This is a genomic window from Pseudoalteromonas sp. S3431 (genome assembly GCF_000690035.1).
GTDB lineage: Bacteria > Pseudomonadota > Gammaproteobacteria > Enterobacterales > Alteromonadaceae > Pseudoalteromonas > Pseudoalteromonas fuliginea.
The window spans coordinates 17,445-40,435 of record NZ_JJNY01000005.1 but is presented as its reverse complement, the minus strand read 5'-3'; the positions used below and the strand labels follow the sequence as shown (position 1 = coordinate 40,435).

General features: G+C 39.6%; 18 protein-coding genes. 9 read left to right on the top strand and 9 right to left on the bottom strand.

Features of this window, described 5'->3' with window-relative positions:
• Positions 1-367: 367 nt before the first annotated feature.
• Both DO88_RS16660 and DO88_RS16665 read right to left on the bottom strand, forming a co-directional pair.
• Positions 368-565 (bottom strand): tautomerase family protein, encoded by a 198-nt coding sequence (locus tag DO88_RS16660; protein ID WP_007377422.1) that lies wholly within the window; start codon positions 563-565, stop codon positions 368-370.
• Between the two features lie 123 nt (positions 566-688).
• Positions 689-1,609: a LysR family transcriptional regulator gene (locus tag DO88_RS16665; RefSeq protein ID WP_024604337.1), complete on the bottom strand. Its 921-nt coding sequence runs from the start codon at positions 1,607-1,609 to the stop codon at positions 689-691.
• 560 nt (positions 1,610-2,169) lie between these two features.
• Here DO88_RS16665 and DO88_RS16670 point away from each other — a divergent pair.
• On the top strand, positions 2,170-2,655 hold the full coding sequence (locus DO88_RS16670; protein WP_033037902.1) for a hypothetical protein: 486 nt from the start codon (positions 2,170-2,172) through the stop codon (positions 2,653-2,655).
• A 33-nt stretch (positions 2,656-2,688) separates the two neighbouring features.
• Here DO88_RS16670 and DO88_RS16675 read toward each other — a convergent pair whose 3' ends face one another.
• Complete coding sequence (locus tag DO88_RS16675; protein WP_033037901.1) at positions 2,689-3,894, bottom strand: anhydro-N-acetylmuramic acid kinase; 1,206 nt, start codon at positions 3,892-3,894, stop codon at positions 2,689-2,691.
• Between the two features lie 149 nt (positions 3,895-4,043).
• Here DO88_RS16675 and DO88_RS16680 point away from each other — a divergent pair, with 149 nt between their 5' ends.
• The 4 genes from DO88_RS16680 to DO88_RS16695 all read left to right on the top strand — a co-directional run bounded on the left by DO88_RS16680 (position 4,044) and on the right by DO88_RS16695 (position 8,235).
• Positions 4,044-4,532, top strand: a complete 489-nt coding sequence (locus DO88_RS16680; RefSeq protein ID WP_033037900.1) for a GNAT family N-acetyltransferase — start codon at positions 4,044-4,046, stop codon at positions 4,530-4,532.
• A gap of 174 nt (positions 4,533-4,706) precedes the next feature.
• Complete coding sequence (locus DO88_RS16685) at positions 4,707-5,735, top strand: NADP-dependent oxidoreductase (protein ID WP_007377416.1); 1,029 nt, start codon at positions 4,707-4,709, stop codon at positions 5,733-5,735.
• Positions 5,736-5,785: 50 nt separating this feature from the next.
• On the top strand, positions 5,786-6,403 hold the full coding sequence (locus tag DO88_RS16690) for a glutathione S-transferase family protein (RefSeq protein ID WP_033037899.1): 618 nt from the start codon (positions 5,786-5,788) through the stop codon (positions 6,401-6,403).
• Between the two features lie 212 nt (positions 6,404-6,615).
• Entirely contained in the window at positions 6,616-8,235 is a 1,620-nt protein-coding gene (locus tag DO88_RS16695) for a methyl-accepting chemotaxis protein (RefSeq protein WP_033037898.1), read from the top strand.
• A gap of 108 nt (positions 8,236-8,343) precedes the next feature.
• Here DO88_RS16695 and DO88_RS16700 read toward each other — a convergent pair whose 3' ends face one another.
• From DO88_RS16700 to DO88_RS16710, 3 genes are all read right to left on the bottom strand, one after another.
• Positions 8,344-8,652, bottom strand: coding sequence for a YkgJ family cysteine cluster protein (locus DO88_RS16700; protein WP_007377413.1), 309 nt, complete (start codon positions 8,650-8,652; stop codon positions 8,344-8,346).
• Positions 8,653-8,996: 344 nt separating this feature from the next.
• Positions 8,997-9,404, bottom strand: coding sequence for a phosphate ABC transporter substrate-binding protein (locus DO88_RS16705; protein ID WP_007377412.1), 408 nt, complete (start codon positions 9,402-9,404; stop codon positions 8,997-8,999).
• A gap of 253 nt (positions 9,405-9,657) precedes the next feature.
• Positions 9,658-11,586 (bottom strand): RecQ family ATP-dependent DNA helicase, encoded by a 1,929-nt coding sequence (locus DO88_RS16710; protein WP_033028676.1) that lies wholly within the window; start codon positions 11,584-11,586, stop codon positions 9,658-9,660.
• Positions 11,587-11,833: 247 nt separating this feature from the next.
• On the opposite strand from DO88_RS16710, the gene DO88_RS16715 reads away from it, so the two are divergent.
• Entirely contained in the window at positions 11,834-13,138 is a 1,305-nt protein-coding gene (locus DO88_RS16715) for an NAD(P)/FAD-dependent oxidoreductase (protein ID WP_007377410.1), read from the top strand.
• A 95-nt stretch (positions 13,139-13,233) separates the two neighbouring features.
• A complete protein-coding gene (locus tag DO88_RS16720; RefSeq protein WP_033028675.1) occupies positions 13,234-14,733 on the top strand; it encodes a phospholipase effector Tle1 domain-containing protein in 1,500 nt (499 codons plus the stop codon).
• Between the two features lie 412 nt (positions 14,734-15,145).
• On the opposite strand, the gene arfA is transcribed toward DO88_RS16720, so the two are convergent.
• Together arfA and DO88_RS16730 are read right to left on the bottom strand one after the other, a co-directional pair.
• Entirely contained in the window at positions 15,146-15,346 is a 201-nt protein-coding gene (gene arfA, locus DO88_RS16725; protein WP_033028674.1) for a ribosome alternative rescue factor ArfA, read from the bottom strand.
• A 204-nt stretch (positions 15,347-15,550) separates the two neighbouring features.
• A complete protein-coding gene (locus tag DO88_RS16730; RefSeq protein WP_033037897.1) occupies positions 15,551-18,091 on the bottom strand; it encodes a TonB-dependent receptor plug domain-containing protein in 2,541 nt (846 codons plus the stop codon).
• Between the two features lie 671 nt (positions 18,092-18,762).
• On the opposite strand from DO88_RS16730, the gene DO88_RS16735 reads away from it, so the two are divergent.
• On the top strand, positions 18,763-20,091 hold the full coding sequence (locus DO88_RS16735; protein ID WP_007377405.1) for an HD domain-containing phosphohydrolase: 1,329 nt from the start codon (positions 18,763-18,765) through the stop codon (positions 20,089-20,091).
• Between the two features lie 74 nt (positions 20,092-20,165).
• The gene (gene hemH, locus DO88_RS16740) at positions 20,166-21,185 is read left to right on the top strand and encodes a ferrochelatase (RefSeq protein WP_033037896.1); all 1,020 of its coding nucleotides are present in this window, start codon (positions 20,166-20,168) and stop codon (positions 21,183-21,185) included.
• Between the two features lie 443 nt (positions 21,186-21,628).
• Here the strand turns inward: hemH and DO88_RS16745 are convergent, their stop codons facing one another.
• Positions 21,629-22,786 (bottom strand): benzoate/H(+) symporter BenE family transporter, encoded by a 1,158-nt coding sequence (locus DO88_RS16745; RefSeq protein ID WP_008139254.1) that lies wholly within the window; start codon positions 22,784-22,786, stop codon positions 21,629-21,631.
• Positions 22,787-22,991: the final 205 nt, after the last annotated feature.

Below are 22,991 nucleotides of genomic sequence, written 5' to 3'. Positions count from 1 at the left end.
CAAGAGAATTGCGCTAAAACTAGCAAAAACACGTATACATAATTGTTCTAAATAAAAATATTTAACCTGCCCCCTGGTTAAGAGATTTACTAACGTATTGAATCATGGTGATATTTAAATTTATTTTCTCTAGCCAAAGGTTTTCAGTGAAACAAGGCGAATTTACGCGTCAATAGCTGGCCTATTGCAAGTAAATTCAACGCCGTTAGCGTTTAAACTAGCTGCTTTTAATTTGCGACTCTATTAAAACAATTTCTGTGTATCTTCAGCATAAGCAATAATGAAAGGTATTTGTAAAAAAAGTATAGAGGAGAGAGCCATTGATTATAGTTCTAACTCCATCAATGGCTTATTTATATCTGTATATCTATGATGATTTTTTTAGCGTTTCAGCAAAAATTTCTCCTGAAATAGCCCAATCTTCTGTTTTTACATCATTAAAAATAACGTAAACATATTGCGGATCAACATCAGCGTGTTTAGCTATTGATGCTGTCACTTCTTTTGCTATCGCTTGTTTAGCATGATCACGACCTTCAAACATTTGAATATTAACTACTGGCATTAGGTATCTCCTTTAATTAGATAGGTGTTAACTCGTCAACGATATGACGAAAACAGCATAACAAAGACGCATAAGTAGATAAACACGCAAAAAGGAGACTCTAAGTAGCATTAATTTCTACAATTAATTAAAATTACCCTCATCTGATAAGCGTACAAATTCGTCAATAATAAACCTGACACTGGGCAGGAGATGTTTTGTTTTTGGCCAAATAATATGTAACTCAGTTGAAGCAGGATTTAACTCTGGCAAAATTGGTACTAGCTTACCTTCATCTAGCCAAGGCTGAAGCAAAGACTTAGGAAACTGAATGATTCCCGCGCCAGCAATACAAGCATCGACCATAGCATCACCATCACTAATTTGATGAAAGGGCTTAGGATGAAAGCGCATATCATCACCATCGGTATTTTTAATTAACCAATGTAGTGAACTACCGCCTCGCCAAGCCACTATGCACTGATGGCTTGTTAACTCAGCAAGACTCGTTGGGGTACCTAAACGAGCTAAATAAGCAGGAGAAGCGGTTAAAATCAAATGTTGAGAAGTCAGTTTTCTAGCAACTAAATCACCACTATCTTTAATGGCACCAAATCGAATAGCTAAATCAAAGCCAGCATCGAGAGGATCAATAATTTTATCATTAAAAGTTACTGTTAGTTTTAATTGTGCATGTTGCTCAGCAAGCTTCAATAAAACAGGTAACACAAAAGAGCGACCAAACGCAGCTGGCACATCGATTCGTACTCGACCTGAAGGTTGGGATAATTTTGATTGTAACGCTAACTCTGCTGACTGAAGGGTATCTAATGCCAATTGACAGCTTGCTAAATACGCCTCTCCTTCAGTAGTTAAACTCAGTTTCCTAGTTGTGCGATGAAAAAGCTTGGTGTTTAAATGATTTTCTAATTTAGCAATGCTTTTACCTAATGCTGATTTGGAAATACCTAACTCTTCAGCTGCTGCGGTAAAGCTTTCATTTTTGGCCGCTGCGGTAAAATAGACAATGCCTCGAAAGGAATCAGATAACACTGTTGACGACATACAATAACACCTATTTATATGGTTAAAAATAAAACACTTCTTTCTAAATAATTCCCTTATATTTGGCCTTAGAACATTACGACCTCGCATGGTCACTCAACATCAAAAATCGACCGTCAAGGCTACTAAAATGTTTTGATGTAGTTACTTGGAATCATAGCCAATACTTCTCAAAAGCTCTAATTAGATGTAAGCTATCAGAGTATTCTAATTTCGAAACTATATCCAAATATTCTACTTTGTAAAAAACAGACTGTGTATCTAACTGAACTCTAGTTAAGAGGTTTACTAACACATTGAGACATGATTATATTTAAATTTATTTCTCTCTCACCAGAGACTTCCAGTGAAAACAAGGCGAATCTACACGTCAAATATTAACTTCATACCTTATAATTCTGATTGAGAAATGATTTCAAAATCGAGTAAAAAAGGACCGATCCTTTTTGATCAAACCACTCAATAATTGTACTAATCAATGCAATTAGTCATAATTCTGTAACTTTGATCCGCGATAATCTTTATCCGATAAATGAATACACTCTAGAAGATTAAGTAAGATGAGTACACCTTTAGTGCAACTAACATTTGCACTGCAATCATTTGAAGATCCGATGTCTGCGGCTATGAGCCACACCATGGAATACGAAAAATTATCGCTTACAGCCAATGCTGCGCATAATATTACACTGCAATGTGTATTGCCTGATGCAGTCAATGAGGGCGATATAATTTCGCTTAGCGCAACACATCCAAGTGCGCGTGGTGCACAGTACTTTAGTGAGTACACACTCACTAATGCAGATCTTGAACGTGATTACGTAAACCTTACTTTGAGCCAAATTACACAAAGCCAATGCTTTGTAATGCAAATGATGCTGCACGGTAAACACGCAACTTTAAAAAACAGCCTACAATTCGATATGCATATTAACGCATTTGAACAAGGTTACTGCGCACCCTTTGTTAATGTAGAACGGACTAAACCACAAGGTATTCGTAGCTATTTTGCGAGTATGGGATCTACGTTTTTATCGCTGTTTTAGTGCTGGCTGCACTCTTTGCAGATTTATAAGTTATTAGTCTGCAAAACTTACTTTACCCATAGTGACTCCCGCGATACCTTGTGCAGTATTACTTAGGTGTTGCTGCTCTCCTGCTAGACATTCGTTTGCTAAAATAGCAAATAACACGGCCTCTTTTGCGTCGGGATTTATACCTAAATCGTCAGTATTTTTAAAAGCCTTAATACGTGGACAAAGCGCTGTAAGTTGCGCCATTAGTAACGGATTATGAATACCGCCACCACTTGCATACACCACACAATTTTGTGCGCGCTCTGCACACTCGTTTAATGCATTTGCTATAACGGTTGCAGTAAAGGTATTTAAGGTGGCCATTATATCTTCATGGCTTAAATGGTGAGTATTTGTAAGTTGCTGTGCGGCGTTTAAATACGCTAAGTTAAATACCTCAGGCCCTGTGGTTTTAGGCATTGGGAGTTTAAAAAACGCGTTATTACATAATGCATTCAATAATGGCGTATTTACCTTGCCTGCTTTTGCTATTTTTGCGCCATCGTCATAATGCATATCTTTAAAATGTTGCTGTACGTACGCATCCATAATGGTATTACCTGGGCCAATATCGGAGCTAAACACACCGTTTGCATCACCATTTTTGGGTAAAAACGTTAAGTTAGCTATGCCGCCCATATTTAGCAAAATCCGACTTTCAGCAGCGCTCGAAAAATACAAATAATCGCCATACACAGCCAGTGGTGCGCCCTCGCCTCCTGCGGCTATGTGTTTTTGCCTAAAATCACCAATGGTAGTAATACCCGTAGTAACGGCTATTTGGTCGCTATCGCCAATTTGTAAGGTGCCGTTATTAAAGTTTTTATGGTTATGCTGCGACTGCGGGCAGTGGTAAATGGTTTGCCCGTGGCTTGCTATTACATCAATACTTGCCGGATTTATTTTCCAAGTATGTAAGCACTTATTAACCATGTCGCCATGGAATTTACCTACCCACGGGTGCAATAAAGTAACAAGCTCTAAATCGCATTCTCGCTTAGCAAATACCTGCTTTATTTTAGTTTTATAATCGTCGTTATAATCAACAGTGGTAAAATTTAAAACCTCAATGTGTGTATTTAAGCCTGCGCCCGTTACTTTACACAGTGCAACATCAAGCCCGTCCAACGAGGTGCCGCTCATTAAACCAATAATTAAACGGCTTGGTTTTTGGGCGCTGTTATAAAGCGCTTTAATGTGAGGGTGCATAATGGCATCTAAAATAGGTGTAATATTTTGCTTATATTAGAGGACTTTAAAACAAAGTAATAGCCGTAAACCGTTTAATTTAGGTTCTGATTGTTTAACTCTTAAATGATTGCTAAGTTAGCGTGCATACTAAAAATTTATGGAAAAATATGATCACCCTCAGAGAGTTTAAAGCCCAAGACGCGCCTTTTATTATTAACACCTTAAATGATGAACAGGTGACTCGTTACTTATCGTCAAAAATTCCGTTTCCGTATACTCAAGCCGATGCTGATTGGTGGATAAACCAAGGCTCAAAAAACGGTATTATTAAGGCCATTGTTGTAAATGGGGAATTTGCGGGCTGTATTGGCATAACTTCCGGCGAATTTGAATACAGCCACAGTGGCGAAATTGGTTATTGGCTAAATAAAACCTATTGGGGGCAAGGCATTATTACTCGCGCTATTGAACTTATCTGCGAAGAAGCGTTTGCGCAATCTAACCTAAATAGAATTTTTGGCGCTGTGTTTGCTGGTAATACTGGCTCTATGAAGGCACTTACTAAGAGCGGCTTTGAGCAAGAGGCTGTGCTTAAACAGGCCATTTATAAAAACGGGGTGTTTTACAACAATCATATATTTAGTAAGCTAAAATAAACCATTTAGAATAAATACTCTGCAAAACTTGAATTACCAGTACCTCGCCCAAAGCTCATCTATTGAGGTAAAAATATATATTTACACTGCTTAGCACGCATTATTGTTTAGGTTAGATATTAATTTAACGCATAAACATTCGCTAAGTAAATTCACTTTAATAGGAGATCTTTTATGTCTACGACTAGTCGCCAACTTACTCTTGAATCACGCCCTAATGGCGCTCCAACAGATGAAAACTTTAAATTAAAAACGGTAGAGCTTCCTGCATTAAAAGACGGCGAAGTTTTACTACGTACTATATACCTATCACTAGACCCGTATATGCGTGGTCGTATGAGCGATGCTAAGTCGTACGCAGATCCAGTTAATATTGGCGATGTAATGGTTGGCGCAACCGTGTGCCAAGTAGAGGAGTCTAAAAACGATAAGTTTAGGATCGGCGAGTGGGTACTTGCCTACACAGGTTGGCAAGACTACGCCATTACCGACGGCGAAGGCTTAATGCAATTAGGTAAAGAACCTGCAAACCCTTCATACGCATTAGGTATTATGGGTATGCCTGGCTTTACTGCTTACATGGGTTTACTTGATATTGGCCAGCCTAAAGAAGGAGAAACCGTAGTTGTTGCAGCAGCAACAGGCCCTGTAGGCGCAACCGTTGGTCAAATAGCTAAAATTAAAGGCTGTAAAGTAGTGGGTGTTGCTGGTGGTAGCGAAAAATGTGCACACGCAGTTGAAAAACTAGGGTTTGATGCCTGTATCGATCACAAAGCTGATGACTTTGCGGAGCAGCTAGAAAAAGCCTGTGATAAAGGCATTGATGTTTACTACGAAAATGTGGGCGGTAAAGTATTCGACGCCGTACTACCATTACTAAATACCGCAGCACGCGTACCATTGTGTGGTTTAGTATCGCAATATAACGCAACTAGCTTGCCAGAAGGCCCAGACCGTTTAGGTATGCTAATGGGTCAATTGCTTACTAAGCGTATTAAAATGCAAGGCTTTATCATTTTTGATGATTACGGCGACCGTTACGACGAGTTTGCACAAGACATGCAAAAATGGCTACAAGACGGAAAAATTCAATACCGAGAGCACATGGTAGAAGGCATCGAAAATACAGTAGGCGCGTTCAACGATATGATATGCGGTAAAAACTTTGGTAAAACTGTGGTTAAAATTAATAACCCACTTTAATTTTAAACGGCTTGTAAGGCAAAGCCCTTACAAGCCAAAAAAGGACTGACATGATTAAACTACACCATTTAAATAAATCACGTTCTAAACGCGTAATTTGGCTTTTAGAAGAGCTAAATGTTGATTACGAAATTGTGGCTTATCAGCGCAACAAAGACACCTTCCTAGCCCCTGACGAATTAAAACATATTCATCAACTTGGTAAGTCACCCGTGATTGAAGACAGCGGTTTAATTATTGCTGAATCAGGCGCTATTACCGACTACCTTATTACTAAATACGGTAACGGTAAATTTGCTCCAAAAGTAAATACCGCTGAATATGTTGACTACCAGCAATGGCTCCACTTTGCAGAAAGCTCAGCAATTTTACCGCTTTTACTTAAAATGTTTGTACTAAAAGACGGCGCTAAAATGCAGTTTTTAGAAGGCTATGCCGACGCTGAAACAGCCAAAGTAATTAGCTACTTTAACGACCGCCTAGAAGGTAAACGTTATTTAGTGGGCGATTCCCTAACGGGCGCTGACTTTATGATGTCGTTTATTGTTGAAATAGTTAAAAATTCAGGTCAATTAGCGCACTTTAAAAACCTCGTTAAATACGACGAACAGTTACAAAGTCATGAGAAGTTTCATACAGCTAATGAGCTAGAAGCAAAGTACGACTAATAAATGATTTAATATAGATAAACTCAAGAGGCCTTAGGCCTCTTTTTTAGCTTTATAGCTTAACCATAAATTTTATATACATATTTTTTACAAAAAAAACTTATTATTGTGCTAAAACTAGTAGTCATGGTGCATAATGCATTCATTATTCTAAAATTTCTTAATTGTACTGGTAAGCTTAAAACGAGTACTTTTCATATTTGGGACAAACCATGACAATAAATATGCGCTTAGCTACTGGTTTCGGCGTGATCTTATCAATGATGCTTATTTTAACCATTATCGGAATTTCACGTGTTAGCCTCATTAACTCTAATATTACTCACATAACAGACGTAAATTCGGTAAAACAGCGATACGCTATTAATTTTAGAGGCAGTGTACACGACAGGGCTATTGCAGTTCGCGATGTTGTGTTAATAACAAACCGGAGCGATTTAAATACCGTTTTTAATAATATAAGAGAACTCGACGCATTTTATCAAAAATCGAGCCGCGCTATGGCCGAGTTAACTACAGATATGTCGAGTGCAGAACGCTCACTTATAAATAAAATTAACCAAATAGAACGACGTACCCTCCCTTTTATACAAAATGTAATAAGTGCTAAAAATGCGGGTGATTTAAACGAGGCTTCGAATACTTTATTAAACGATGCCCGCCCTGCTTTTACCGAGTGGCTCAATACCATAAACCAATTCATAAACTTGCAAGAGCAAGCAAATCAAATAACAACTATCGATACCCGCGAAGTAGCCAGCTCATTCAAAATATGGATGATTTCATTAACGGCACTCGCTATTATCATTGGTGCAAGCGTCGCTTATATTATTAGCCAGCTGATCAGAAACTCAGTCGGTGGAGAACCGCAAGAAGCCGCTGAAGTAATTGCACTTATCGCACAAGGCGATTTAAGAGGCGATGTACACTCGTGTTGCCCCAACAGCATGATGGCATCAGTAGGAGTAATGCAAAGCAAATTAAAAAACATTGTAGATAGTATTATTAATTCATCTGAAGAGCTCTCAACACATTCAGCAAGTGTGGCATCAGGCTCACAACAAGCACTAAGCGCAGCCGATACACAAGTGACATATACCAATTCTGCTGTCAGTAGTTTAGAAGAAATGAGTCGCAGTATTCATTCTGTTGCCGATGCAGTAAGGCAAACTGAAGACAATTCAAAAATTACGGCCCAGTTATCGCAGCAAGGCAGTACGGCAGTGCAAAAAGTAGCAGCCGAAATTGAACAAATATCAGTAACGGTAAAAGCGACGGTTACTCAAGTAAATGTACTTCAAGAACATGTAAAGCACATTGGCGATATTTTAAGTGTGATACGCGGTATTTCTGATCAAACAAACTTGCTTGCACTAAATGCTGCAATAGAAGCCGCAAGAGCAGGCGAAACAGGCCGAGGGTTTGCCGTTGTTGCTGATGAGGTAAGACAACTTGCCCAGCGTACCGGTGATGCAACAGGCGATATTGAAAAGATGATTTTGCAAGTACAAGAAAACACGCAAGCATCGGTAACAGCAATGGAAACCACTGTACCGCAAGTCGAAAACGGCTTAACGCTTACTCACGAGGCAAACGAGTTACTACACCAAATACAGCAACAAGCTAACGACTCATTAAGTAACGTACTTGAAATTGTTGAAGCAACATCAAACCAAGTAGCCACCGTGGCGCAAATTAGTACCGGCGTTGAAGAAATTGCCAGTATGTCGAAAGAAACCAGTATGTCACTTAATAGTAACGCACAAGAAGCCGTTGCATTAGCTGACCTTTCAAACACGCTTAAGAAATATATTAGTTACTTTAAAGTTTAAGTGTTTAGCGTTTTACAGTAATTAAAAAAGGGGCTTTAAGCCCCTTTGTTGTAGGTAGCAATAAGTTGTATGTAGGTATAATCTAGTTAACTAACTTGGATGCTATCACTATATACCCGCTAAATCGCGCTCAGTAATACACTCACCCGACGCCATTTCAAACTCGCGGCATACCAATGGGCGGTTTTCGTAAATAGAGCACATAAGCGTATTTCTATCGAGCGCTTCGCACCAACCATCGTCTGCGCGCTTCATTACCTCGCTCCCCCATTTATCGTATTCAATATAGTTAAAGGGCACGCCGGTATCGGTTACTATGCGCACTTCTAATTGGCAACAACAGGCTTGGCAGTTAGCACATGTAACTGGCTCTGAGATAGTAGAAATATTTTCAACGGGGATAACAATATGCGGCATAGTGGCTTAAATAAGAGAAACTCGTCAATTAGGATACACGAGCAAACAAAACGTGCTAGTAAATTTTATTGTAGTTGATAAATATAATACTAATCCGAAAAAATACTTAATCAATTTGATTAGTTAATCTGATACTAAAATTTCTTATATACGACTGTATGGGTGCAGGAGGTAGAGCAATGCAGGGAGCAATTATCGATAACAACTAAATAACAAAATTTTTGTCTTGTTATAAACAATACTTTTTTATCTTAAAGTAGCTCATTTAATTAAACGAGCGGGTATGCCAATTAAAAAGATTAAGCGTGCTATTACTTAGCACGCTTGTTTGGTGTTTTTTAATATTAAAAGTTTAAAACCACTTTAACATCGCCCGATACCGCAGAGGTAGAAACAAAACCAATGGTATTTGGGTTAGTTGCAACCATTTTAATGACCTCAGCGTCATTTTCGAGCGCTTTAGGTGGCGTGCCTTTGCCTGTAAAAATAAGTTTTGACCAATATGCTCTCAACTGTGAAGCGCTTTTATTGAGTAACTTGCTGTTAAACTGCTCTGTAGCGGTATTTTTTTCTTCTTGAGATACAGGAATAATTGTATTGCCATTACTAAACGACTTTTCTTTTCCGGTGTAAATTCGAGTAATAACAGACTCGTCAAAGCTGCTATCATTCGAGGGATGCACAATAATAGCAAAATCTGCAAAGGCAACATTACTAAACAAAAACAGAACACATAACACTAATTTTTTCATCTCTATCCCCTTAAAAAACAATACCAAACGTGGTTACTTTACGATTACTCATTACTGCTGATGAAAACGAGCCACTTTGTCTCTTTCTTGCAGCAGTTTTAAACACATCTAAAACAATCAATTTTGAAGTCTCGATGCTCACATCATCTATGTATGAACGAAATATCCACGTTGAGTATAGTTAAACCACGAGAAAATAAACAAAAATTTAACATTTTTTATCGTTATTCTGGTTTGGTAATTATTTAAATACCTATCTAGCAAGAAGTGTTGCTTTAATTTCGCTATAACGCATCTGCTCGCACAGTGCAAAACCACTCAGCTGGCGCACTTTATTACGCGCAAATAACGGCACACTCATCCCCGCTAAAAAGCGGCATTGGGTTTCAATACCCACATTATGATTACCCTTACCTGCCATATGCGCTAAAAACTCATCTACCTTTTGATAAATAAGTTGCTCGTCAATATAGGCAGGCTCTATAGAGTATTCAAGCTTAACCGCATGGCCTCTACACACACTACAATGCCCGCATTGCTCAGGTGCATTTTGATCGTCAAAATAGCGCGCTAAGTTATAGCTTAAGCAACTTTGTAGCTCAAAAAAGCGAACCAGTGCAGCAATACGTTTAATTTCGGCCTGTTCTTTATCGCTAAAGTAGTCGTGCAGTTGCTGGGCAAGTTCAGGGTTGTTTATAACCTCTCCATGCACTTTGTATACTTGGGTAATACGTTTAGTTTCAAGCGTTATTAGGTTTTTTTCGGCTAGGTAGTCAAGAGCAGCCACTACACGTTTTCGATCAACCTGCGCGGCTTGTGTAAGGGAGTCAAAATTTAGCGTACCCCATATTTTTTTAAAATCGGTATGGCTAAATATTTGTGTTAAAAATGCTTGGCGCTGCTGGTCAAACTGGCTTAGTAGCTCGTTTTTATCAACCAAAAATTTGTATTTAAAATCGGCATAGTAGGCATATTGTGGCGTTATTGCGCCTTGCATTTCTAGTTGTACTAGCAAGGTTTTAAGGGCCAGTTGCCTAATATTGCTTTCGCTTGAAAGGCTGTACTCTTGCATTTCCCATTGCTGGTGGCTTTGGCGAATATCGTTAATTACATATTCAATACCGCTAAGCTCTGGGGTGTCGCCATATACAAAGTTTTCAACCGTATTTAGCCCATCTAAATTGGCAAGGGTGTAGCAATTTGATGGATTGCCATCGCGCCCTGCACGGCCAATTTCTTGGCTGTAGTTTTCTATCGATTTAGGTAAGTCATAATGTATAACAAAGCGAATGTCCGACTTATCAACGCCCATACCAAAGGCAATGGTAGCCACCACTACGTTAATTTTACCCGCCATAAAGTCATCTTGAATTTGCCAGCGTAGCGTATCTTCAAGCCCTGCATGGTAAGCAACAGCGTGAATACCTTGCGCGCTTAGCACATTAGCGACTTGCTCTGCGCTTTGCTGTAGCGTTACATACACAATACCAGGGCCACTTTGCGCGCGCACAATGTTGGTAAGCTCGGTATTTTTATCGGCTGTTTTAACACTCAACACGCTTAAATCTAAATTAGCGCGGTAAAAGCCCGTTTGTACAATGCACTCAGGCGATATAGCAAATCGCTCTGCCATATCGCGTTTTACTTTTTTTGTGGCCGTTGCAGTAAGCAACAACACTAAAGGAATATTAAGCTCTTCGCGGTAACGTGGCAGTTTAAGGTAGTCGGGTCTAAAGTTATGGCCCCATTCTGATATACAGTGCGCTTCGTCTACCACCAGCATAGAAAGCGCCACTTGGCTTATAAATTCTCTAAAGCGTTCGTTTTTAAATCGCTCAACCGAGACCATTAATACTTTAATTTTACCGTTTCGCACGTCGTTCATTACAGTGCTGCTTTGCATTTGATCTTGGCTCGAATCAAGGCTGGCAGCATAAATGCCTTTGCTATTTAAAAAGCTAATTTGATCTTTCATCAACGCAAGTAAAGGCGAAACCACTAAGGTTAAATTAGGTAAGTGCAAAGCAGTGAGTTGGTAACACAACGATTTACCCGAGCCGGTCGGAAATATAGCCAACGACGATTGACCATTTAAAAGCTGCTCTATAGTTTGTTGCTGCCCTGTTCTAAATTGGCTAAAACCAAAATGTTGTTCAAGTGACTGAATTAATGGCGTGGTCATAAATACCCTTTTCGTTGTTTTTCAAACAGCGATTTAACTGCACAGCTAAGCGATAAAAAAGTGAGTATAACTTATATGCCTTTAATCATCATTTTTTGCTGACATATCCTTTATTTAAGCGCAAAATAACCTCACTAAAGAGTATGTTATTACGTTTGCCAAAAATAATTTTCATAATACCCAAATAACCTCAAAACACTAAAAATAATACAGATTATTTGGGTATATTATTTTTAAGGGCAACGTTATGAGTATTACAATACCTAAAATCGTCGTTATTGGCGGTGGTGCTGGCGGGCTAGAGCTTGCAACCCAACTAGGGCATAAACTAGGGAAAAAAAACCAAGCAGATATACTGTTAATAGACAAAAACCGTACCCACATATGGAAGCCGTTACTGCACGAAGTAGCGACAGGCTCTATTGACCCCGATTTAGATGGCGTTGTGTACTCAGCCCATGCCGCAAAACATCATTACCGTTTTCAACTTGGTACTTTTTGCAATATAGACCAAAGCAATAAAACAATTACTCTCTCCGCGCTCAACGACGAGTTAGGCCACACCATTTTACCTGGGCGCACGGTACGCTACGATCACCTTGTTATTGCCATTGGCAGCGTAAGTAACGACTTTAATACCCCAGGTATAAAAGAGCATTGTTACTTTTTAGACTCAAGCCAACAAGCAGAACGCTTTCAGCATTCATTACTCGACAGCTTTACGCGCCTTCATCAGGACGACAATCAACAACAATCGCTCAATATCGCCATTGTAGGCGGCGGTGCTACCGGTGTTGAACTCTCAGCTGAGCTTTACCATGTGTCTGAGCTATTAAAGTTGTATGGCTTAACAAATATGTCGTCTAAACGTTTACATATACATTTAATAGAGGCAGGCCCGCGTATTTTACCTGCATTACCAGAGCGCATAGCCACCAGCGCCAAACGCGAACTATTAAAACTCGGCGTAAACGTACGTGAGCAAACGCAAGTAAAAGAAGGCACCGCACAAGGCTTTATCACCAAAGATGAAGAACACATTGATGCCGATATTATGGTGTGGGCAGCAGGCGTAAAAGCGCCTGATTTTATAAAAGATTTAGGTGTTTTTGAGTTGACCCGCAGCAACCAAATTCAAGTAAACGAGTTTTTACAAAGCACCGTTGATGAAAGCATTTTTGTGTTAGGCGATTGCTGCGCATTTACGCAGGCAGATGGTAAGCAAGTACCACCACGCGCACAATCGGCGCACCAAATGGCGCAGTGCGTCGAAAAAAACCTTATCGCCACGCTAAAACAGCAACCACTACGCGGCTTTAAGTATAGCGACCATGGCTCACTTGTTAATTTATCAAGCTACAGTACTGTGGGTAATTTAATGGGTAACCTCACCAGTAATACCTTTTTTATTGAAGGTAAAATTGCCCGCTTTATGTATATATCGCTTTATAGAATGCATCAACGCGCTATTCACGGCAGTGCAAAAACCTTTGCATTATGGATAAGCGAAAAAGTACTGCGTGTAGTGCGCCCAAAAATGAAGTTACATTAAAGGCGATTTAAATTAAAGGCAGTGAGCGTTATCACTGTCTTTAATTTTTAACATTGTCTGTGTAGAGTATTTAAAACAACTAAGGAAATTGGGTTATGACGGGCAAAACGCTAATTTTCAACTTTGATGGCACAGGGAATGAGCCCCGTGACGCAGAGCAATTTAGCTCAGAACACTTTAAAGAAGACGCCAGTATTTCTAATATTCTAAAATTACACTTACTGCTTGGCGGTAAATTAGAAGACTCCCCCATTACCCCACAGTCAAACCAACTCAGTTTTTATTATCAAGGGATAGGCACTAAAGGTAGTCGCTTAAAGCGTGTATTAAACCAAACATTTGCACCTCGTGGTGACGATGTAGCCAGTATTTTAAATCAGGCTTTAACCGATTTTAAAACTCATTACCAACTAGGCGATTCACTACTTTTAACAGGTTTTAGTCGAGGTGCAGCACTTGCCAGGCGCTTTGCAAAATGTCTGGAGTTATTAATATGTGAGCGAGTCTACCTTTGTGTATTTGATACAGTAGCCTCAATTGGCTTATCAAAAGTAAGTAAAGCAACGCGCGGCGCTGAACATGTTATTTTTGAAAACCACACCATAGCCACAAACGTATCTCAAGCTCTGCACTGTGTATCGCTTGATGAAAAACGCCGCGCCTTTGAACCCACACTAATGAACCATCAAAATAATATTACCGAGCTGTGGTTTGCTGGCGCGCATTCAGACATTGGCGGTGGTTACTACCGCGATGGCCTAGCCGATATTAGCTTGCGTTATGCACTTGAGTGGTTAATAGAGCAACCGCTTAATATTTCGTTATTAACTAGCAACGATATAGATTACACAACACTACTACCCGATAACAACTTAGTTGCGCAAGATGATGTGACGGTTATTCCTGATCCGCTCGCATTAAGCCATCAGCAAAATTACTTTTGGTTTAACCCCTTATTTAAACTAGTAGACAGAGAATGCTATGTACTTATAGATAACGAAGCTAGCAATCTTAAACCTTTAGTGCATCACAGCGTTGCAGAGCGTATTAACAAGCTAACCAGTTACCGCCCAGAATCGCTTAAAAAACTGCATTACAAAATTAGCTATAACGACAACACCACGCTTAGCTTTATTGGTTTAAGCCAACATATAGAACTGGCTAATCAAAATATGAATGTGCTGAGCGTTAACCAAAGCCAAGATGTAATAGTATTTGCTAGTGAGCAATACAATGCAACTGGCCTTATGCTAGAGCAAGGCGCTACTTACCGTTTTACCCCATATCCAAATCAATACTGGTTTGACGATGGTATAAAGTGCACACCAATAGGTTGGCATCGCGATAATGTGAAGCTTGGCGTAAAAGAAATCCCAATGGCAGTGCTTGAACCGTTTAGACGATTGCCTCATGCACAATGGTTTTCGTTAATAGGAGCGATTAATAAAAACGACGAGCACCTATTTAAAATAGCTGACGGCGCTGATATTAAAATTACTAAATCTGGTGAGTTTTGCCCATTTGCAAACGACTTAAGCCGCTTTTATGGTGCGAACGCAGGAAAAATAAAAGTAAAAGTAACAAGACTGGAATAGCCTGTAGACGCGCAGCTTGCTGGCGTGTAAAAACGCAGTTTTTGGGATATTAAGTAATGAGAAGCTTTGCTTCTCGCGTGAGCAAGCTCGACGTCTACACATCATATTCTGAAACTTGGGTATAAACCCTTGTAGACGCGCAGCTTGCTGGCATAACGAGTGAAGCTCGTCATATTGAAAATGAAAAACAGACTTTAGGTTAGAAGCTGCGCTTCTCGCGTGAGCAAGCTCTACGCCTACAAGAAATCGTAACCGCAGCTCAATAATCATTCCCTTGTAGACGCGCAGCTTGCTGGCGTAACGAGTGCAGCTCGTCATATTTTAAAATGAAAAACAGACTTTAGAATTAAAAACGATGCTTCTCGCGTGAGTTAGTTCTGCGCTGGCGAAAGCCCTATTTGATCGTTGCTATTTAAGCGGCGATTAAATAGGACTCTTGTCCTGAATGCTTGTTGCTACGTTTAAACGAACCTTTGCCTTTTTTAGCTTTAACCACCTGTGGTTTAAATAATTTAGAGGTTACCAACGCTGCTAGTGCATTGTGGTTTATAACGCCTCGTCCTGTGTCTACCGCGCTGGTGTTTGCGGTTTTTGCTTTAGATTTTTTAGTCATATATTTCCTATCAACTAATGGTTATTTTAAGTTAAATAATAAAGAGGCTTTTATATTGGCCTATTTAAGAGATGGCGATTGTAGGCTTAATTTTCAACCGCGCAAGTATTTTTAATGCCCAACAGGTGCTTTTTTATAATAAAAAAGCACAAAAAAAGCGCAGTTAATAACTGCGCTTAATATTACTTTAGTTTACTTTATAAATTAAAAACTAAAGCTTACTTTTGCATAATACGTTCTGCCGTCAAAACCGTATGGCAATGCGCGTACAGGGTATTTAAATGCGCCGTTGGTGATAAAATTAAGTACTTCGTCATCACCTAATTCATCTGGCGTTTCGTCAAATACGTTATCGGCACCAACCGAAAGCGCAAACATGTCGTTAATTTGGTAGCTAACATTTAAATCAACTAACACTGCAGACTCAACTGTACTTGTTGGTTTAAATGAACCCGTAGGCGAAAGCTCACCTGGTAATGAAATATGGTCGTTACCAAAGTATTTTACGTCTGTTTCACCAAAGTAGTTAAAGCGAATGGTTGATGTGTAGGCATCGCGTTCGTAGTCAAACGTAAGCGTTGCACGTTCGCTCGGTTGTCCGTCGGTAAAAAAGCTACGTTGTAAATCGTCAAAAGCAACTGCTTCAGGAATACCGTTTTTTGCATTTACGCTGTCTATTTTAGTATCGTTTAGGTTACCTGCAAAGGTTACTCCTAAATTGCCGCCTTCAACTTCAGTGCGGTACGATGCAATAATATCAACACCTTGCGTAGTAGAATCAACCGAGTTTGAGAAGTAGTTAGCTTGCACTGCACCAGTTGCTTGTAGCGCTGCAACCGCTTCTGAGCTAAACGATACATCGTCAGCCGAAAGTAAGCTGCCAAGTGTAATACGGTCTTCAATTTCTACACGGTAAAAATCAACCGTTAACGAAAGCTCGCTTGTTACATCGTAAACAAAACCTGCACTGTAGTTTGTTGATGTTTCAAGCTCTAAGCTATCTACGCCTAGCGCACTTGGGAAAGCGGTCCCAGTGTTTGCCGTGAACGACTGCGTTAATGTGCCGTCTGAGCCTAAGTTAGTTGTAAAAGCTGTATAACCACTTTGTTGAAGTGATGGCGCTCTAAAACCAGTAGATAGTGCACCACGTACTGCAAAGTCATCTGAAAATTCATAACGTGTTGCTAATTTACCAATTAAATCATCCCCAGCATCTGAGAAATCTTCATAGCGTAGCGCACCACTTACGTTCCATGCGTCGGTGATCATGGTTTCTACGTCTACATAAACTGCGTAGCTGTTACGGTCGCTGTCGTTAGCCGCTTCAGGGCGTAGGCCGTTATAAGCTTGAAAACCACACTGTGCAAATTGATCCGGATCGTTTACTGATGGGTACGAGGTATCCATATTTGCTAACCCACACGCGTATGATGCTTCATCGCCTGGCACTATTTCGTAGTTTTCTTTACGGTATTCGGCGCCTACTGTTACATATAAAGGCTCACTACGGCCAATATCTACAATACCGTTTACATCAAGGTTAACCGTTGTTTGATCGAATCTAAAACCACCTGAGTAACCGCCAGTAGGGCCAGAGTTTGCTGCAATATCGGTATCGCTTGCACTTGGGTTATTAAATAAATACTCAGCCGCGTAAGAAGCGTTTAATGTATTACGTGATGTAAAATCGTATTGGTTTTCACCATAAACAGCCGATACATCGTAAGTCCAATCTGTGTTTATATCGCCTTTAAAACCAAGCGCGACTGAAATATCTTGTGCTTCGTTATATATGCGCGGTAAAAAACCATCACTATATACTTGTGTTACGTTTTTAGACGCTTCGTTAAAGTTACGGTAAAAACCATTACCCAGCGCCGTGCGCTCTGAGTAGCCACCAAACGAGTAAAGCTCACCGTCGCCCATTGGTAATGCCATGTTGTAAAATAACGACGTAAATTCACTTTCTGAGTTACCTTGGCCCCAGCGTACATCTTCACTTAGCGTACCTGGTTCAACATTAAGCGAACCACCTGTATCGCGCTCTGCACGATTAGTGCCGTCGGCATCACGGTACTCAAGCGATAGGTTAATAAAGCCGCCTTCGTTACCTAATTCAAAACCACGATTTAAACCTGCTGAAATAGTGTCGCCGTCACCTTCACTTGTGCCGCCGTATTGTACAAAACCCGTTGTAATACCGGTTGAGTTATTAAGAGATAAGTTAATAACACCTGCAATCGCGTCAGAGCCATACTGCGCTGCAGCGCCGTCGCGTAATACTTCAACGCCTTTAAGCGCCGTTAGCGGAATGGCATTCATATCAGTACCCGCAGCGCCTGCACCTACTGTACCGTTAAGGCCAAAAATTGATTGGTTATGACGACGTTTACCATTTACTAATACAAGGGTTTGATCTGGTTGTAAGCCGCGAAGTGTTGCGGGTCTAAATAAATCAGAACCGTCTGATACTTGTGTACGCGAAAAGTTAAATGAAGGCGCTGTCGCTTGAAGGCTTTGGCCTAATTCGGTAAAACCACCTTTAGTTAAATCATCCGCGTCAATTAAATCAATAGGAGAAGAAGACTCTGTAGAGGTGCGGTTAGATACACGCGATCCTAATACAGATATTTGCTCTATGTTTTTAGCAGCTTGCACTGGTGCTTCTTCTGCGTTAACAATGCTTGGTGCGCTAAACGCAAAAGCAACGGCTACAGCAAGTGTATTTAAACGGTATGTTGACATAGTGACGACCCTGTTTTTTTGTGTGTTCTTATAAATTATTTAAACCACTTTATTAGCAGCCTGTGCAAACATCCTAGCAACATATACAAATAAAAAGAAATAAAAAATGGTGTAATTATGCAAATATTTTATAACATAAGAAAAAAACACTTAAAAGTGCGTTAAATACATACAAAACAGGTATTAATTTTCAAATTACCAGATTTAACGTTTTGTTTACAATGTGAATTATAATGGTTATTGTCTGTTTTGACGGGTAATGAACAAAAAATACTCGTAACTTAGTCTAAGGCACTATTTACTTTTATTTCTTCGTCGAAAATAGCATATAGCGTAAACAAGCATTTTTAACTTGCCGACTACTCAGCAATTAACTTTAAGCATAAACATTTAGGGCGTGTTGCTCTTTGGTGGTTGAACTTGCAGTAGACTGCTTGGTTTTTAGGCAAGGCCATGTAGTGTGGTTATTATCCATAAGTAGTCGATAACGCAGCATAAATAACAAACATGCGCTGCCCGAAAGGTTCTTTCTAGGGACTAATTTTAATCCACAAAGATCAACGCGCCCTAATCATCTTTGACAATTATGTAACTGGAGTGATTTTTTGAGCTACGCTTTAATAAAGTAATCTTAAATAAAAAATACATTATTGACTTGTAAGGATAAAGCTATGACAGACACAGCTAAAAAAGCTGCCATGACTCACATTGATGTACTATGCGTTGACGATGATGAAATAGTATTGCGTTCACTCACCCGTTTACTAAAAACAAACAAACTAACGGCGATCGCGTGCAGTAACCCCGAAACAGCTTTAACACATTTAAAAAGCCACGAATTTGGCTTAATCATCAGCGATATGCGCATGCCAAAAATGAATGGCGCACAGTTTTTAGAGCAAGCCCGTAAGCTAGCGCCTGACACACAGCGTATTTTATTAACAGGGTATGCCGACATAGAAACGACCTTAGCCGCAGTTAACCAAGGTCAAATAAGCGGTTATATCCAAAAGCCTTGGCAAAACGATCTGCTACTTGGCAGCATTAATAATAGCCTTGAAAAATTTCAGCTAAAAAAACAAAATCAAATACTTGAAGAACAAGTAAAAACTCAAAACTTAGAACTTATCGAATTAAACAATGATCTTGAACAACGCGTAGAAAAACGAACTAAACAAATCAAACAAGTTTTAAAACAATTAGAAGAAGCAAGTGAACGAGAAAAAATAGAGCATAAATCAACCGTCGAGCTTTTATATAACTTTATAAATGCAAACCCTTATCTCGATGGAAATAGGGCACAAAACATTGCCAATACCTGCACCCAAATAGCGCTCTATTTAAATTTATCGCAGAAAAGTATCGATCTTGCGCCGATGGCTGGCTACTTAGCGCAAATAGGGTTACTTGCCATGGATCCTGATCTTTATAAAAAACCAGTCAATAAATTAAGCGAGTCGCAGCGTAAAACATTTTATACGCACCCAAGCACAGCGCAATTAATGCTAATGCCAGCAACACATTTACATGATGTTTCTGACGCTATTTACCATCAGTTTGAGCGTTATAACGGGAATGGCATGCCAAAAGGTTTAGCCGGTAACGATATACCGATTGGCGCAATGGTGTTGGGTTTAGCGCGTGATTACTGGGATGCTTTTGAACAAAGTAATGCCGCAAATGAACAAGACCGCCATGTACATGCGCTCGATACTGTAAAGCTTTATAGCGGTACATTTTATCACCCTAAAATTGTACGTGCTCTTGAGGCTAGTCAAACAAAAATGCGTGAGCAAAAAAGCTCAGCTGGCTCAATACTTATTTGTAATGCTAGCGAACTTAAAGAGAACATGATTTTAGGACACGCTCTGCATAGCCACACAGGCATAATGCTATTACCAAAAGGCCATATATTTAGCCGCAAATCAATCGAAAAACTGCAACAGCTTGAAGCCAAAAAGCCGACTCCATTTAGAATAATGGTTAAAACCGCTAAATGATTGATCTAAATCGCAGTTTTTTTCGTTACAATGTGTCTAAAATAAATTAATGACTTTGCTTGAAGGAGCACACCGTGTCGCGATTTTCTGCCGTTACCGACAATCCCCACGATCAGCGTTTTAACCAAAAAACGGGAATATTGCTTACCAACTTAGGTAGTCCTGATGCGCCGACGGCTGCAGCACTGCGTATTTACTTACGAGAGTTTTTATCAGACCCCCGTATTGTAGAAATACCACGCCTAGTATGGATGATTATTTTGCATGGTATTATTTTACGAGTCCGCCCTAAGCGTTCAGCCAAATTATATGAAAGTATATGGACCGAAAACGGATCACCACTAACCCATATTACACGCCAGCAAAGTATTAAGTTAAATACCCTACTAAAAGAAAAAGGCTACACCAATACCGAAGTTGTTATGGCAATGCGCTACGGCAATCCATCTATTGAAGCTGGCCTTGAAGCCTTACGTGAAAAGGGGTTAACACGTATTGTTATAATGCCAATGTATCCACAATATTCGAGCCCAACTACGGGTTCTACGTTTGATGCTGTATCAAACGTACTGCGTAAATGGCGCTGGGTACCAGAGCTACATTTTATAAACGGCTATCATAAAAATACACGCTATATTGAATCGCTTGCAAACAGCATCAGTGAAGATTTAGAAGCCAACGGCATACCACAAAAATTGGTTTTTTCGTACCACGGCATGCCTAAACTATTCTTAGAACGAGGCGACCCGTATCATTGTTTGTGTTTACAAACGACCCGCTTAGTAGTAGAAAAGTTAGGCTTGGATAAAGATAAAGTAATTAGTACGTTTCAGAGCCGCTTTGGCAAAGCTGAATGGTTAAAACCTTATACCGATGCAACACTTCAAAGCCTACCAAGTGAGGGAATTAAAGACATAGCGATTATAAGCCCTGCTTTTAGTGCTGACTGCCTCGAAACACTTGAAGAACTTGAAGGCGAAAATCGTGAAATTTTTGAAGAAGCTGGTGGCGAAAAATACCGTTACATTGCGGCACTCAATGACCGAGACGATCACATTGAAGCCATATATGATGTACTAAAACCGATGTTATAAACGTTCATAACTGCGAGTAAATAGTGACTTTTAAGCGGTGTTAGCATTAACACCGCTTTTTATTTTATAAAACCTCACCTACAACAATTAAGCACCCAACTTGTAGATGCAAATTTACTTCGCGCATGCAAAAATTTAAAAATTAGCGAGGTATAAAACCTCACCTACAACAATTAAGCACCCAACTTATAGGTGCGAATTTACTTCGCGCATGTAAAAGCTTAAAAATTAGCGAGGTATAAAACCTCACCTACAACAATCAAACACTCAACTTATAGGTACGAATTTACTTCGCGCATGTAAAAGCTTAAAAATTAGCGAGGTATAAAACCTCACCTACAACAATTAAGCACCCAACTTGTAGGTGCGAATTTACTTCGCGCTTGTAAAAACATAAAAATTAGCGAGGTATAAAACCTCACCTACAACAATTAAGTATTAACTCAATCCTTTCGGGTAATCATTACCGTGCACACACCTGCGATAATTCCCCAAAAAGCAGATCCGACCGAGAGCAGCGTTAAATCTGACGCTGTAACTAAAAATGTTACAATGGCAGCTTCAGTATATTGCGAGCCATTCAATGCTTGCTGCAAACTATTCGCAATAGTGCCAAACAGTGCAATACCTGCAAGTGCCAAAATAAGTGCTTGTGGTAAAGTTGCAACTAGCCCAACTAACGTTGCTGCACATAACGCCATTATTATATAAAAAACACCACCAGCAATACTTGCCCAATAACGCTTATCAGGGTTTTTATCCGCTTCTTCGCTCATGCAAATAGCGGCGGTTATTGCAGCTAAATTTATAGAATATGCCCCAAATGGTGCAGTTATAATATTAATGAAGCCTGTCACATTAAGTGATGCAGAAATAGGTACCTTATAATTATGTGCTTTGAGGACGGCTATACCGGGCAAATTTTGCGACGTCATGGTGACAATATAAAGTGGTAAACCAATGCTAATACATGCTTGTAAGTTAAACATGGGAGCGGTGTAAGTAAATTGGCTCATTTTCCAATGCAATGCAGTCGTATCAATATTTCCCATACTCCACGCCAGTAACACACCCACAATAAGTACACTAAGCATTGCAAAGCGGGCAAAAAATCGCTTACCTACAAAGTACATAAGTACCATTAAGCCAATCACTAAAGGCATGTCGTTCATGAAATTAAACACGTCAATGCCAAACGTAACAAGTACACCAGCAAGCATGGCACATGCTAGTTCACTGGGAATACGGTTCATTATTTTTTCAAACCAGCCCGTTATGCCTGACAAAAAAACTAACAACGCCGATAACATAAATGCACCAATCGCTTCATTCAAGTTATACCCTTGAGCGCTTGAAATAAGTAATGCAGCCCCAGTAGTAGACCATGCAATTAATACCGGCACTTTATAATAATACGATAAACCAATGGAACTAAGCCCCATAACCAAACCAAGCATTAAAATCCAGCTGGCAACTAAATCAGGAGTGCCTCCTAGGGTAATTACGACTTGGTAAATCAACGCAATTGAACTCGAAAAGCCAATAATAACCGCTACGAGTCCTGCTGTAATTCGATTAAGCAACTGATCAGAAACCGCCATAAATCCCTCTAATATTTATTTTTATGTACACAACATACGTGGCTAATATTTTCTTTGCAATTAACTATTACGCTACAAAAAGTGAAATAAATTCATTTTTATTTTTTACCTAAATTAATGACCAAACCAACATAAAACTATTGTATTAAACAGAATAAAAAAGTTATCACAAACAATCTAAAGCCCGCCAAAACACTGGAAAAAT

Coding starts and splice junctions, on each gene's coding strand:
- DO88_RS16660 (WP_007377422.1), bottom strand. CDS start 565: ATGCCAGTAGTTAATATTCAAATGTTTGAAGGTCGTGATCATGCTAAA.
- DO88_RS16665 (WP_024604337.1), bottom strand. CDS start 1,609: ATGTCGTCAACAGTGTTATCTGATTCCTTTCGAGGCATTGTCTATTTT.
- DO88_RS16670 (WP_033037902.1), top strand. CDS start 2,170: ATGAGTACACCTTTAGTGCAACTAACATTTGCACTGCAATCATTTGAA.
- DO88_RS16675 (WP_033037901.1), bottom strand. CDS start 3,894: ATGCACCCTCACATTAAAGCGCTTTATAACAGCGCCCAAAAACCAAGC.
- DO88_RS16680 (WP_033037900.1), top strand. CDS start 4,044: ATGATCACCCTCAGAGAGTTTAAAGCCCAAGACGCGCCTTTTATTATT.
- DO88_RS16685 (WP_007377416.1), top strand. CDS start 4,707: ATGTCTACGACTAGTCGCCAACTTACTCTTGAATCACGCCCTAATGGC.
- DO88_RS16690 (WP_033037899.1), top strand. CDS start 5,786: ATGATTAAACTACACCATTTAAATAAATCACGTTCTAAACGCGTAATT.
- DO88_RS16695 (WP_033037898.1), top strand. CDS start 6,616: ATGACAATAAATATGCGCTTAGCTACTGGTTTCGGCGTGATCTTATCA.
- DO88_RS16700 (WP_007377413.1), bottom strand. CDS start 8,652: ATGCCGCATATTGTTATCCCCGTTGAAAATATTTCTACTATCTCAGAG.
- DO88_RS16705 (WP_007377412.1), bottom strand. CDS start 9,404: ATGAAAAAATTAGTGTTATGTGTTCTGTTTTTGTTTAGTAATGTTGCC.
- DO88_RS16710 (WP_033028676.1), bottom strand. CDS start 11,586: ATGACCACGCCATTAATTCAGTCACTTGAACAACATTTTGGTTTTAGC.
- DO88_RS16715 (WP_007377410.1), top strand. CDS start 11,834: ATGAGTATTACAATACCTAAAATCGTCGTTATTGGCGGTGGTGCTGGC.
- DO88_RS16720 (WP_033028675.1), top strand. CDS start 13,234: ATGACGGGCAAAACGCTAATTTTCAACTTTGATGGCACAGGGAATGAG.
- arfA (WP_033028674.1), bottom strand. CDS start 15,346: ATGACTAAAAAATCTAAAGCAAAAACCGCAAACACCAGCGCGGTAGAC.
- DO88_RS16730 (WP_033037897.1), bottom strand. CDS start 18,091: ATGTCAACATACCGTTTAAATACACTTGCTGTAGCCGTTGCTTTTGCG.
- DO88_RS16735 (WP_007377405.1), top strand. CDS start 18,763: ATGACAGACACAGCTAAAAAAGCTGCCATGACTCACATTGATGTACTA.
- DO88_RS16745 (WP_008139254.1), bottom strand. CDS start 22,786: ATGGCGGTTTCTGATCAGTTGCTTAATCGAATTACAGCAGGACTCGTA.